Source organism: Pedobacter sp. SL55, from assembly GCF_026625705.1.
Taxonomy (GTDB): domain Bacteria; phylum Bacteroidota; class Bacteroidia; order Sphingobacteriales; family Sphingobacteriaceae; genus Pedobacter.
This window is the reverse complement of the sequence record NZ_CP113059.1, coordinates 2,553,179-2,567,385: the sequence shown is the minus strand read 5'-3', so window position 1 is coordinate 2,567,385 and position 14,207 is coordinate 2,553,179. Positions and strand designations below refer to the sequence as shown.

Sequence of the window (14,207 nt, the reverse complement as noted above, 5' to 3'; positions counted from 1 at the left end):
TAAACAGTAGCGTCCATATTACGTCATTCCCGTGAAGACGGGAATCGTAAGGCGATATACATGAACCTGCTACCATTTTATAGCATTACGATTGCCAGTAGAGCTGGCAATGACGGAAGATAAAAGAAATTGCGTAAACTCAAGCTTCACAAACTTTTTCTTCTTAATCTGCATCAAATTTCTATTTTTGGGCTGAGTTTAAAATTAATACAACCTTTAATGAATAATTGGTTCAATAAAAACGGCATCCATCTTGCCATTCTAGCAGCATTTGTTGTTATCTGTTTCGTTTATTTTAGTCCGGTTTTGCAAGGTAAAGCACCTGCGCAAAGCGATGTCATTCAGTCTAAAGCCATGCAAAAAGAAATCATGGAGTATAAAGACAAAGATGGCAAAGGCCCACTTTGGACAAACCAGATGTTTGGCGGTATGCCCGCTTACCAAATTTGGGTGCAATACGCCTACAATGGTGCTACTTATGGCATTGCGTTGATTACCAAAGCACTCCCTAATCCGGTGGGTACCGTATTATTGTTATTAGTTGGTGCTTATTTCTTATTTATTACACTCAAAGTAAACCCTTGGTTGGCTGCTGCTTATGCCATTGCTTTTGCCTTTACCACGTACAATTTTGTATTAATTGCTACCGGACACAGTAACAAAGCATTAGCTATTGGCTTTTTTGCACCAATTATTGCTGGTATTTTAATGACTTTGCGAGGCAGATACTTGCTAGGTGCAAGTTTAACCGCCCTATTTTTAGCTTTAGAAATTAGAGCTAACCACGTTCAAATGACCTATTACCTATTCCTTTCTTTATTAATTTTGGTAGGGATAGAATTATATCAAGCTTATAAAAACAAAACCTTACCTGCATTTGGAAAAGCCATCGGGTTTTTAACTGGCGCTGTAGTTATTGCAGTAATGATTAACGCCAGCTTACTTTGGACAACTTCCGAATACGCAGCAGAAACCAACCGTGGTAAATCTAATTTAACTACTGGAGAAGCGGCTGGCAAAGAAAAAGCAGGTATGACCAAAGATTATGCATACGCATGGAGCCAAGGTGTGGGCGAAAGCTTTACCTTTTTAATTCCTAATTTATACGGCGGTGCCACAGGTATTGATGAATTAGTGAAACCAGAGAGCAACTTGTATAAAGCAGTTTCTGCAGACTTTTCGGGTGGAGATCCTGGCCAAACCACTCAGATTATCCAACAGCTAGCACAAGGTTTTAACATGCAAGAATATTGGGGCGAAAAACCGGGAACTTCTGGCGGTTACTATTTTGGTGCTATTGTATGCTTCTTATACATCTTCGGTTTATTTATAGTTCGCAGCAGAATAAAATGGTGGATTTTAGCAACCACAGTATTGTTCATGTTGCTTTCGTTCGGTAAAAACTTCCCATTAGTATCAGATTTATTCTACGATTATTTCCCGCTTTACAACAAGTTTAGAGCGGTAGAATCAATCTTAGCTGTAGTTGGCTTAATGGTTCCTATATTAGCATTCCTAGCCTTAAAAGAAGCGCAAGAAAGCAACCTTGAGCAGAAAGAATTGGTTAAGAAACTAACTTGGTCGGCAGGCATAACTGGTGGTTTTGCATTAATTGTTGCCATTGCTCCTACCTTGTTTTTTACCTTTAAAACCAGCAACCATGCAGAAATTGTACAAGGCTTAACTCAAGCTTTGCAAAACAATGCTGCTGCAGCCCAAAAACTAGCGAATGCTTTGGTAGAAGATCGTGCGGCTATTGCCCGTGCCGATGCCTTTAGGGCATTCTTATTTATCGTAATTGGTTACGCTATTGTTTGGGCTTTCCTTAAAAAGAAATTAAATACCCAATTGGCGTTTGGATTGTTGGCTTTTTCTGTACTTATTGATATGTGGCAGGTAGACCGTAAATATTTAAACAACAAAAACTTCGAAAGCAAATCTACTTTGGCCAATTATTTCCAACCTAGAGATGTAGATACTTTTATTGCCAGCGATAAAGATCCCAACTTCCGTGTTTACGACCAAAGCATTAACACTTTTAACGATGCAAGCACCTCAAACTTTCATAAAACCGTAGGTGGCTACCATGCTGCAAAATTAAAAAGATACGACGAATTGATCCAAAATCAGTTCTCGAAAAGCGTGAACCAAGACGTATTAGATATGCTAAATACACGGTACTTCATTACGCAAGACCCGCAAAATGGTTCGTATAAAATGAGCAGAAATGCTACCGCTTTAGGTAATGCTTGGATTGTAAAAAGCGTGCAGTTCGTGAAAAACTCAGACGAGGAGATGAAGGCCATCAACAGTTTTGATCCTAAACAAGAAGCTATTGTTGACGAGCAGTACAAAAAATTATTAGACACTACGCGTTTAGGTGCAGACCCATCGGCTTTCATTAAAATGGAAAACTACCATCCAGATCATTTAGAGTATAGCTACAGCGCACCTAGAGATGTAATTGCGGTATTTTCTGAGATTTATTACGATAAAGGTTGGAATATGTACATCGATGGCGAGCAAAAGCCTTACTTCAGAGCCGATTATGTTTTACGTGCGGCACAGCTACCTGCGGGTAACCACAAAGTAGAATTTAAGTTCGAACCTAAATCTTATTACACTGGAGAGAAAATTTCGTTAGCTGGAACCATACTTTTGGTGCTTTGCTTAGGCTTTGCCGGGTACAGCGAAACTAAAAAGAAGAAAGCAGCCTAAAAAAATCATTACAGAGGCCGTCTCAAAAGTAAAATAATGCCGTCATTTCTGACGATCGAAGGAGGAGAATTGAAAATCAACGAAGTTAAATCAATTTCAGAAGCATTTCTGAAGCAGATCCCTCTCTAACGTTCGAGATGACCAGCGAATTTGAGACGGCCTCATCGGGATGTAGCGTAGCCAGGTATCGCGTCAGCATGGGGTGCTGGAGGTCGGAGGTTCGAATCCTCTCATCCCGACAAGAAAAAAGCCTTTAAACAGATGTTTTAGGGGCTTTTTTGGTTTTGGAGGGATTGGGGAGGATACTCTGAAATAAAGGGTTTAACTATAAATGTTTACACCATCTGTTTACACCTCTGGTTGCACAAAATGTGCCGTTACTGCCATAACAATCCAAGTTATGGTAACATTATCCATTGTTTTAAACACCACCAAAAAACCTATTCAAAATGAGTATCCTATATGTTTAAGGATTACCTACGAGAGAAAGAGCAAGTACGTTTCAATCAATTCTATATTAAATCATTCCCTTTATAAGTTTAAATGCAATAAAAACAATTGGAAATCAGCAGCCATAGAAGATAATGGTTTCGGCAGATACTCTAAAAACATTGAAGATTTTAGGACACTTAATAGTTTGTTAGCGGATGTGCTAACTAAAGCTAAAGAACTTGTAAAGAATTATAAACGCCAACAAGTTGAATTTAGCTTTGAGAATTTTATCAATGATATTACAGGAAAGAAAGTTAAAACGGAAACCAAGCATTATACTTTAAACTCATTTTATACTAAAATAATCAACGACTTAGAGCGATTAAATAAAATTGGATTGGCAACCGTCTTTAGTGATGCACAAAGTCAATTGTTGAAGTTTAAACCAACTGCTAAGATTACAGATGTCAATGTTAAATTCTTGGAGGAATTTGAGAACTATCTACGCTTTGACAGGAAGAACAAAGATACCACCATTAGCATAAAGATGAGGAACTTGCAACGGGCAATCAATTTGGCTATTGATGAGGGACTATTTAAACGTGAAAACTATCCATTTGGAGAGAAAAAGTATTCCGTAAACAGACGATTGAACCATAAAACGAAGAAACGTTCCGTACCCATTGATATTATAGGCAAAATAAGGGATTTAAAACTCGATAGAGGCACAGGTTTAGACTTGGCTAGAGATATATTTATGTTTAGCTTTTATACCAGAGGGATGAATTTTATAGATATTATCGGGCTTACAGGGGCTAATATCATTAATGATGAAATTTATTACATAAGACGCAAGACTAAGCAGACTTTTTACATCCCTATAAATGAACACGCAAAAACATTGATAGAGAAAAATCATGGTAAGAGCAATTATCTTTTCCCTATTTATAACGACCTCATCCATGTAACCCTTAAACAGAAGTACACGAGAAAGAAAACCGCACTCAAAAAGGTAAACCACGATTTAAAGGAAGTTGCCAAGTTAATAGGAGAACCTAATATAAATCTAACCACCTACGTTTCTAGACATAGCTACGCTACTAACTTGAAACATGCGGGAGTACCAACAAGCTATATAAGTGAAGCATTAGGGCATCAAACGGAAGAGCAAACACAGACCTACCTAGATGAATTTAACAAAGGAATAATTACAGATTTAGAAAAGAAAATATTTGATGTTTAATATCTTTAAAGCCGAGTAGCAAACCTATTCGGCTTTTATGTTACACGATACCATTCCCATTTATATCCATCGCCTTACGAAGTTTTATCCAAATTTGAATAAACTAGCAAGAAGTAGAAAACTTGAAGAAAACTCAAATCAGCTAATTGATATCGATGTTGTCATACCTGCCAAAGACGATGAAGATAAGGCTTTCGAAAACAGGTATCTTGCTCTAATGGAGAAATACAATATACCAACCAAAAATTATGGAGACATTCTTTATATCTGCCAAAAGCCTTTATATGATTTTGAACATATTAAAGACTTACAATCTATTGATGCACAAACCGAAAACGCCCTAGATTTTCTAATAGGTTATCAAGAACTCGTTATCGAAGTAGCGGCAAAAAGAGCAGCAGGCAAGGAATATTATGCAAAAGACAAAGAGGATGCAATTATCATACAAGTAAAGGATAAACATACAAATGAAGCAACTCCATTAATCTATGATGGTGCTGGACGTTTTATTGTTAAAATGATATATAATGCATTTAAAACATCGTTTCGTAACATCTCATTAAGTTATCTTTTGGCTGATTACGACGATATACCACCATTGGAGAAGCTAAAAGAATTAAAGTCAAGTGAATGGGAAAGTGATAAAAGAATACAAAAGGAAATGGTTCACGAAACCGCCCATATACTCACACAATATTTTGAAGAATATATTCCAAAAGCCGTTCTTTCAAGGAAGAAAAACCTGTTCATATATGAACTGTTCTATTTGTTCAATATACTACAGTATGCAGGTAAGGTCAGCGATATAGAAACTTTAAACATTAAAAGAGAACATTTAAGGTTGCGCTATAGATTACCTTTAGAGAAAAAATATCATACCTCTTTAATTAGCGAATTGCTTAAGAATTATAACAAGAGAAAAAAACACCTATCAAGTGCGTTTCTGAATATCACTTAATCTTTTTTCCCCCCTTATAACCTTAGCTCCTTTGTAGTGCGGGAACAAACAAGTCCGCATTACTGAATATGTCGATTTTTGATTTTATTACTGAGGAGCCACAAGGTGGCTACCGCAGAAAAGGAGTAACAGAGGTTACCATTAGTGAATTCTTCGAAAGCGAAGACAATGTTGGTTATGTAAAGCTAGACAATTTTAAAAGATTGTTGGCTAAGCTGGAAAAAGCCCCTAAGCTTACTAATCAATATAAAACTTTCTTCAACTGTGCAAATCAACAACATGGCATACTAGGCGCTATTGAGAAGAAAACAAACAGAACTAATCAAAAAGACTACATTCACCTTAATTTTAAAAAAGGTTTGATGCAAGCTAAAGCAACCGTTTATCTCTTCGATAACATGGAGAAATTTGTTTGTGATTACGCCAACAGGCGTATCTCAATTATCTTCAATTGGGATGATTTAGTAGAGTTCTGTAATAATCACTAATCCTTAACCTAGCCCTCCTACGTCTGGGAGGGCTTTCAACTTAATTTAAAAATGTACAATAATTTAATGCTGCCTAAGGGCAAGTATCTAGGAAAGATATTGTCTAAACTTCCTGCAAATAAAATAATCTATAAACACCTTACAGGTTGTGGTGCTACCCATCTTGAGATTTTCTGTAAACGTTGGAGCATCATTGTTGAACCCTATATACCTGTGATATTGGGTAAACGATGGATGGAAAAAGTGGATGCTGAGGATAACAAGATATTGGATGAAAATGGTATGCCTATAATGGTTAAAAACCCCGAGGTTCTAGCTATCTACGAAAAGACGAACGTTGACGATATAGTCGAATTTCTAAGTGTAAAGAGAGAAAAATACAAACTTATCACTACTCCCGAAGGCATAGTAAAGATAATGGATGCTTGCCAAGAATTGGAAATCAACCCATTTGAGAAGTTCTTCCTATTGGTAGATGAATGTGAGAAGTTAATACAAGATGCAAACTTCAGAGATGCTATAACTGTAGTTATGGACTATTTCTTTGATTTTAAAAAACGTTCCTTTATTTCCGCTACACCTATAGCTCCCAGCGACCCAAGATTTAATGAACACGACTTTGACAACTTTTATATCTATCCTGAAACTCCCGAAAAGATAAAGCTAGACCTTTATGCCACCAATAACATTGCTTCTACCATTAAGAAGTATTTTAATTTGCATAGAAATAAATATTACCTAATATTTATCAATTCCACCGAACGAATTTCATCAATAATCAAGTTCCTTAAGATAGAGGATGAAGCACATGTTTTTAGCTCGAGGGAAAGTAACGACATCTTAAAAATCAACGGTATTACTAACGTAAGTGAGCATTGGGATAAGAACAAGTTTAAAAAGTACAACTTCTTTACCAGCCGCTTCTTTACCGCATTTGACTTAAAGGTAGATTGTGAACCCAACGTTTTAATCGTATCAGACTTTAAAAAAGTGGAACATTCGGCACTTGACCCCAACACCGATATTATACAGATTGCAGGTAGAGCAAGAAATGGGATTAATCATTTAGCCCACATCACAAATTGGGATGCCAAGCCTACACAGGGCGAAGCAGAAATAAGAGCCTACATAAACGGACTTAGAGAAGGTCATCAGATGATAGAACAGTTGCGAGACCAATGCAACAACAACCATAATATCGGAACTTATGATGTGCTTAACGAAGCTCTGAAATTATGCAAGTACAATAACTACCTGAACAAACGCACGTTCGAGCAATGTACATATCTTATAGATAATGAGATACAGAGAAACAAGGTAATAGCATTTTATAAAACAAGTATGGATATACGCAGAGCATACGAAAGTACCAACAGGTTTGATGTTGAATTTATAAAGGATGACTATAACCTTAACGATGAAAATCTGGAGAAACTAAAACCAGGAATATCAAAGAAAGAAACACTAAAGGTTATCTGTGAAATGTTCGCCACTTATTTCGAACAGCCGCAAGAGGTTTATAGTTTATCTCCTAATTATGCAATTACTGAATTAATCAACACTCATACACAATTGTACCAATATTACAAAGTTCTTGGAATAGATAAGGTAAGAGAGTTGGCATATAATGCCAAGAAGATAGAAAAGGAATATAATCTTAAAGCAATAGAGAAATCTGATAGTTACTACAAACTAACCTTTACATTATTAATGATATTTAAAAAGGGAAGGTGTTTTACAGGATATAGAATTAGAGCTATACTAAGACATTACTTTAACAAGTACAATGTTAGATTGCCAGCAACAATAGAACAATTAAGAAAGTGGTTTGACATACCTGATACAAGAGTTACCTTAGGCTATACCGAAGATAATAGAGAAATCAAGGGTTACAAGATTAAGGATGTTAAAAATAACATCATACTTCCTAGTAAGTTCCGACAGTAAATATTAAAAGGGGGTTATATAACCGTTTTCGATAAATAAGTGTCGGATTTTATCGACAGTTAATTGATTAAGGGGGTTAAAAACCCCTTTTTTGATTATTGGTGTCGGAAAAATTAAATTTTTAATTTTTATATATCTTAAAAATTATAAGTGTGTCAAACGCCCCCACCCTCTACATCTGAATACCCGCCGTCATTGACTTTGGGGAAGTCGATTTTAACCTACTACTTTCTAATAAAATCCGTCACGATTTTACAAATCTTATAGCCATTTTGAGCAAACTAATATATCAACTCCGCAACAATCGAGAAAGCCGAGCGGATATTTAACACATTTAAACCATCACCCAAAAACAACGCATTATATTATTAGTAATAGTGACCAATAATATAACAATTATCTACGGCTATCCATTTACCAATCGGTAAAACATTAATCCAATTATCAATAACCCAACATATTTATCAATTAACAAGTGCGCTAACAAGCGCATTTTTCATTTAAACACCTTTTAAAAATCAAAAAACATGAAAAAGAACAACACCACTAAACCATCAACACAATTTGTTATGGTAACACCTGAATTGCAGGTAGTAAATCAGGAAGTACAGAAAGCTTATCAAAAGATTATTGAAGCAGCTCAAAGGTTGCTTACGAAGTTTGAAATGGTTAAATACAGAACTTACATCACTGTAGATAACTTAAGAGATCCGCAGAATACAAATTTTATTAATGAGTTCATCTGTCATTTCTGGAGTATCAACCTTATTAATGGTAGGGATGGTCGTTATTACATTTACATCAATTACGATGGAGATTTTATCGAAAAGTTCGGCAGTAATCTTACCAACTTATTATTAAGAGAAGCCTACAGAGCCACAAATTCAGAAGATGGAACTATTGGTTGCGAATATGCTCTTAAAGTGATGTTCGTAAATCATGATGTTCATAATTACTTCTTTAGACTGACATTCGAGGGAGAAACGGATACTGTAAGCATTGCCGTAGTTGAAAGACCAGAAGCAGCGTAAATTTTAGGCGTAGAAATTACGCCTAATCTCTTTTACTATATTATCTTTGTTGTCTAAACAAAAGAAGATATAGAGTAGAGATAAATTAGAATTACTTATAATTAAGATATAAGCGTAAGCTATTTGCTACTTGTCTAAGAAATCGGCAAAATTACAAAGACAACAAGTGCGAATAAGTTCACGCCTGCACAATAAGTGCAGGCTGACTTGTTTGTTGTTGTCAGGTTTTTGCCGAACCTCTTAGACGCAAATTAGTTCAGTCCTGCACTTATTGTATTTATTAAACAGCTAGTTCGGACTTACTAGCGTTCTCTTAAAAATGAAAAAGTTGTTTCTAACTGCAATCATTGCATGTTTTATTACAAAGGTTGCAAAGTCCCAAACTGGTGGGATAATGGAATACAAACCTGCAACTCCATTATCTAGCAATTCAACCAACAGAATTGACGATGCTTCAGCATCAATACTAGATGCTTATTATTTGGACGGTGTAAACAATAGACCTGTTAAAATTAAAGTAAAGGCTGTTGTTAATAAATACGGAGCTTTTATTGTTGCTAGTAAGAGGTTAACGGATGATAATTGGTTTTCATTTAATGAACCGAGACAGGCAAGAAAACTACTGCGTAGTTCATCATTAGCAGATTACTTTGAGTTTCAAGTGTATCTACCAGTTTATCAAAAGACCATATATTTTTAATAGCAATGAACTTTAGTTTCACATTTAAGGGCAGCCCCCTTATAATTAGCGTACCAAACACTGGTACTGCTATTTCCTCTAATGAATACCGTCCATATCCCTGTTTAGCTTTTCCCGATGAAGCTGATTTTAGGAATGATACCGAATATATGGTCAAAGCATTTGAACAGACCCAAATGAACAGAAACGAGGACTATATCTATCCAATAGTTGCGATGTGCCAAAAACATATACAACAATACGGTAGAATAGTGGATAACGATTTGTTTATTTATATAGACCAAATGACATTGATACTAAAAGCATTCCATGCTTTACAAGGCAGGTCGTATTCTTTAGCAGATGGGCAGAAATTATGGAATTTGAGCAAGACAACGTTGTTTAGTGTCTTTGAAGCCCATGTTTGGGTAGATAAAAGACATTACCTCGGTTTCGGCGCTAATGAGCTAGTTCCCTTAAACACGGTTGTTTCCAAACTATAATATGAAATCCTATCGCCATTCCATACCCTCATTTGCTGCCTACCAAGGGATATGGAATGGCATAGTCTTTAATTAAGTGGTTTAACGAATTATAGTGCTATCTATCTAGGCTAATGCGAACCAATCGCACAGAGTGTGGTGGTTGTGCCAACTTTAACGTCAGTATTAGGTTATTCGGTACTCCGCCAAGGTAATGAGCGCAAAACATCACGCCAGATACATCTGTCATTCGTTTTGCATTGCTCAACTAATTGGCTGCGTGAAAGCTCACTTAAGTTTAACTAGGATTCGCTACACTTCATCCTGGATAAACTTAACCGCTTTCCAATTTGCGGCTCACCTGCGTTCTCGCCTTCGCTGCGTAATGGTCACGATGTTTGGTCAAACATCCCGCCAATTACTTGTGTAAAACATAGTCAAAGTCGTTGTTGCACAACTTTACCTTTGACACAAATGCTCGTTGAGCAGGCGGTGAGCGTTATGTCTTGCAATTAAAAGATTTTTATATTAGTTTCGTTGAAATATGCTCTTAATCTCAAAATAAATACATAAAAATATTTTCTGTAAAGCTTTGTGTTAGGTGCTATTTTAAGCGTTTGGTAAACTTTTATTTATCAAATGCAATGAAATTTTTAATATAGAACCGTGTGAAAATTTGATAGTAATATACCATTAAAATGAGCGAAACCTTAGATAATGATGCAACAAAAAAGCTTTTAGGATTTGAATATCAAAAATTAGTAGCTTTAGAATACTGTCTAAACGCCCAAAACGGCGAGTATGTTTTTATCGAATGCTTCGGAGATGTTCAATATGGAAATGAATCTATTGAAGTTAAGCATCATGAAGGAGATAAAAACCTCACTAGTAATTCTGTAGATGTTTGGAAAACGCTGAAAAACCTTGTCGTTGAATATGATAAGTTAAAATCTAATGATAGATTTATTCTTCACACTACACAGAATGTACCGAAAGATAGTATTTTTAACAATTGGAATAGCTTAAAAAAAGATGCAAAGTACAAAATACTGAAAGATCATAATATTTCAACTACTTCTAAAGTATTTAAAGATGAAATTTTTGGCAAAAAAATCTCCAAAACCGATTTACTCGTAATCTTGGATAAGTTTGTCATTTTTAGTGGTGAGCCAAAAGTTGATGAAAAATTAGTTCAACTAAAAAAACATGCCACTTTTAAATTGATACACGATGATTTGAAAAGTGCTGCTTTAGGGGTACTTCATCAATGGATCGTAGAGAAAGCCATTGATAATTCAAATAAATGGGAAATTAATATCACTGATTTCAATTCAGATTTACAATTCAGCTTATCGAAGTTTACTAAAGATTATGTTCCTTTCCCTTCTGTACGTGAATCAGAAAGGAATGATGAAAATTTAGTTAAAGGTTATAGGTTTATAGAAAAATTGGGAGCTATTTCTTTAAGAAATAATGATTTACACCAAGCTTTTCAAGATTATGTTAGATCTGAGGAAGCCTATGAAGAGATACTAAAAATAAATCCTACTTTAAAAAATAATGTAATAAAATATGAGGAAGAAATCAGTTCTAGTCTAAAGAGCGAAAAAAGCGCAGCTCTGTACCAACTTTCAAACTTCTCATTTATAGATAATTCTCATATAAAAAAGTCACAAGAAGTTTATTTTAGATGCATTAATAATCCTCATAATGAAATTATAGGGTTTAATGGAACCCAGAGATTTTTTAGGAATGGTAGGATTCAAAATATTAACGAAACCACTGATTTTGAATGGTTATATAAAGAGACTGATCTATGAATATAGCTAGAACTGAAGAGATTCTCTTCAATCCATTATTTACATCTAAATTATTGCTGATGGCTTTAGCTGGAGCACAAAATAATCGTTTGAAAACGGAACTGATCTATTATGTTTTGCCGTTGATTTACAACAAAACAATACGAGATAAACTTTTGAAGAGTATTCTCAAAGAGTACCTTTAATACGTTTCTTAATTCTGAAGTTAAAATGGAATTAATTGTAATAGATACTCTGTTGACAAATTATAAAAAGAAGACAAAAGAAGCTTTAATTACCTTGTCAAACACCAATAATATCGAAATTTTGGACTACGTAATTCTTACTGATAAACAGGAGACTATTTATTCAAAAGAGAAAAATCTTATGCTAAGAGATTATTATAAGGCAGCATTTAATTTAGGATCAATTCTTTCAAAGGAGGATTACAGGAGAATATTTTTCAATTTATAACTTATGCAAGCATTAATATCACGTATATGTCTTTTTAAAGATACTAAGGAATCACGGACACTAAAGTTCGATGAGGGATTAAATATAATTTCTGGCGATTCTAAAACAGGTAAAAGCGCAGTAATTGAGATTATCGATTATTGTTTGTTTGCAAGTAGATCTACTATTCCAAAAGGAATTATAACCGACTGGACAGATCTTTATTGCATAATATATAGAGTAAAAGACAAGCATTTAATTATTGGAAGAAGAAAAAATAGTAATCAAATGTATTTCAATGTCGAAGTTAGTTCGACTTTTCTTGAACACTTTTCCATTGAATATTTTTATGACAAGAAACTACTTGATATAGATGAAGCTAAAAGAGAATTTGAAAAGCATATCGGAATTTCTGTCTTAGATACAAGAGCTGATGAAGAAGAAGATAAGAGGAAATCTGGAGGCAAAGTAACAATGCGAAGTTTTGTGCCTTTTTTATTTCAGCATCAGAATTTAATTGCTAATAAGCATAGTCTTTTCTACAGATTTGATGATTTTTACAAGAGAAAAAAACTATTGATGATTATCCTATACTAATGGGATTCGGAGATGCTGATTTTTTTGATTTACAGCGAAATCTGGAAAGTAAGCAGAAAGAATTAAGTCAAAAGAAAAAGCTAGACGAGAAGTTGAAAATCAGCAATGAACAATTAAGAGACGACCTATATACTGTTTTGTCATTTTACTACACATTTTTAGGGAAAGAACTATCTGCCGATATAAATTTACCTGAACTTAAAAAACTTATTACAGCTTTGCCAAGTGCCAATGCTAACTCAGTAGGTGATCAAAATCTTAACGAACAACTTAGAAAAGTAGATGATTTGATCTTTGAGAAAAAGAAAGAATTAGAAATAGTCCAGAATTTATTAGATACAATTAAATCTAATAATGACATATCGAAAAATTATTATAAGAATATTAATCGATTAAAGTCTTTAGCGTCAATCGAAACCAATGTTAGTGAAATTCACTGTCCACTTTGCGAGCAAGAAGTGGAGGCGATAGTAGATAAAATTGGCGTAATTCGAGAATCTAATGAGACATTAGAAGAAGAGTTTGAAAAAATTGGCACATACGTAAATGATACATCAACTCAAAATGCTTCACTTAGAAAAGAGAGAGATGTCTTGAAAAGACATTTAAAAGAACTCAATATCAAAGCTGAAAGCTTAAATAAACAGATATTAACAGAGTTCAGCACTAAGAATGAATATGAAAAAGGGTTACTGTTAAAAGGAAGAACAGAAGCGAATGCTCAAAACCTCATTGAAAGAAATAAGATTTTATCAAATAGTAAAAGTGATTATTCAGAGTTAGAAGCAGAAATTGAACAACTCAAAAACAAACTTGCTGGTTTCAATCTAAAAGAAGAGTTGCAAAGAGCTCAAATAATACTAAGTAATAAGATGAGTGATATTTGTGACCTGCTTGATTTTGAAGAAGAATTCAAACCAGGTAAGATATTATTTGATCTAGAAAAATTTAGCTTGAAATACAGTATTGAAGGTAAAGAAAATATCTTGCTATCTGAGATGGGAAGTGGCTCAAACTGGTTAGCAATACATTTATCGGCATTTTTAGGCTTTTTGTATTTACATAGCATAACTAAAACTTCAAAAATACCTTCGATATTAGTGTTGGATCAACCTAGTCAAGTATACTTTCCAAAAGTTTATAAACAATTGGATGAAAAAGTAGAAAATGAACAAAAAAAAGTTGATGATAATATTGTTCAAGTAAAAAATATTTTCAAAGTAATATCTGACGAAATTTTAAATATCGAGACTGAATGTGGTTATAAACCTCAAGTAATTGTTTTAGAGCATGCCGATGAAAGCGAACTTGAACAGTTTATTAAATATCGTTGGAGTAAAGTGGGAAGTAAGTTGATTTAGTATTTGAATTAACAAACTT

Annotated in this window: 13 protein-coding genes and 1 tRNA gene; all 14 read left to right on the top strand. The window is 34.4% G+C overall.

Translation table 11 applies throughout. The features are described 5' to 3' along the window. Window positions 1-219: 219 nt before the first annotated feature. The 14 genes from OVA16_RS11590 to OVA16_RS11530 all read left to right on the top strand — a co-directional run bounded on the left by OVA16_RS11590 (window position 220) and on the right by OVA16_RS11530 (window position 14,188). The gene (locus OVA16_RS11590) at window positions 220-2,718 is read left to right on the top strand and encodes a YfhO family protein (RefSeq protein WP_267759506.1); all 2,499 of its coding nucleotides are present in this window, start codon (window positions 220-222) and stop codon (window positions 2,716-2,718) included. Between the two features lie 165 nt (window positions 2,719-2,883). Next, window positions 2,884-2,957, top strand: a tRNA-Pro gene (locus OVA16_RS11585). Between the two features lie 161 nt (window positions 2,958-3,118). Continuing rightward, window positions 3,119-4,393: a site-specific integrase gene (locus OVA16_RS11580; RefSeq protein ID WP_267759504.1), complete on the top strand. Its 1,275-nt coding sequence runs from the start codon at window positions 3,119-3,121 to the stop codon at window positions 4,391-4,393. A 37-nt stretch (window positions 4,394-4,430) separates the two neighbouring features. After that, window positions 4,431-5,351 carry a hypothetical protein gene (locus tag OVA16_RS11575; RefSeq protein ID WP_267759502.1) on the top strand — a complete coding sequence of 307 codons (921 nt, stop codon included), beginning with the start codon at window positions 4,431-4,433 and terminating at the stop codon, window positions 5,349-5,351. A gap of 68 nt (window positions 5,352-5,419) precedes the next feature. Beyond that, a complete protein-coding gene (locus OVA16_RS11570; protein ID WP_267759500.1) occupies window positions 5,420-5,839 on the top strand; it encodes a hypothetical protein in 420 nt (139 codons plus the stop codon). Window positions 5,840-5,890: 51 nt separating this feature from the next. Further along, window positions 5,891-7,786, top strand: coding sequence for a hypothetical protein (locus tag OVA16_RS11565; protein ID WP_267759498.1), 1,896 nt, complete (start codon window positions 5,891-5,893; stop codon window positions 7,784-7,786). Between the two features lie 527 nt (window positions 7,787-8,313). Further along, window positions 8,314-8,817, top strand: a complete 504-nt coding sequence (locus OVA16_RS11560; protein ID WP_267759496.1) for a hypothetical protein — start codon at window positions 8,314-8,316, stop codon at window positions 8,815-8,817. A gap of 319 nt (window positions 8,818-9,136) precedes the next feature. Then, window positions 9,137-9,517, top strand: a complete 381-nt coding sequence (locus OVA16_RS11555) for a hypothetical protein (RefSeq protein WP_267759493.1) — start codon at window positions 9,137-9,139, stop codon at window positions 9,515-9,517. Window positions 9,518-9,522: 5 nt separating this feature from the next. Continuing rightward, window positions 9,523-9,999, top strand: coding sequence for a hypothetical protein (locus tag OVA16_RS11550; protein ID WP_267759491.1), 477 nt, complete (start codon window positions 9,523-9,525; stop codon window positions 9,997-9,999). A 677-nt stretch (window positions 10,000-10,676) separates the two neighbouring features. Next, a complete protein-coding gene (locus tag OVA16_RS11545) occupies window positions 10,677-11,798 on the top strand; it encodes a hypothetical protein (protein WP_267759490.1) in 1,122 nt (373 codons plus the stop codon). After that, a complete protein-coding gene (locus OVA16_RS20260; RefSeq protein WP_420712319.1) occupies window positions 11,795-11,983 on the top strand; it encodes a three component ABC system middle component in 189 nt (62 codons plus the stop codon). The genes OVA16_RS11545 and OVA16_RS20260 overlap by 4 nt, the downstream gene beginning before the upstream one ends. 25 nt (window positions 11,984-12,008) lie before the next feature. Beyond that, window positions 12,009-12,251, top strand: coding sequence for a hypothetical protein (locus tag OVA16_RS11540; RefSeq protein ID WP_324288369.1), 243 nt, complete (start codon window positions 12,009-12,011; stop codon window positions 12,249-12,251). A gap of 3 nt (window positions 12,252-12,254) precedes the next feature. Then, a complete protein-coding gene (locus tag OVA16_RS11535) occupies window positions 12,255-12,827 on the top strand; it encodes an ATP-binding protein (protein WP_267759488.1) in 573 nt (190 codons plus the stop codon). Further along, the gene (locus tag OVA16_RS11530) at window positions 12,827-14,188 is read left to right on the top strand and encodes a DUF3732 domain-containing protein (protein ID WP_267759486.1); all 1,362 of its coding nucleotides are present in this window, start codon (window positions 12,827-12,829) and stop codon (window positions 14,186-14,188) included. Before OVA16_RS11535 ends, OVA16_RS11530 begins: the two co-directional genes overlap by 1 nt. The last annotated feature ends 19 nt before the right edge of the window (window positions 14,189-14,207 follow it).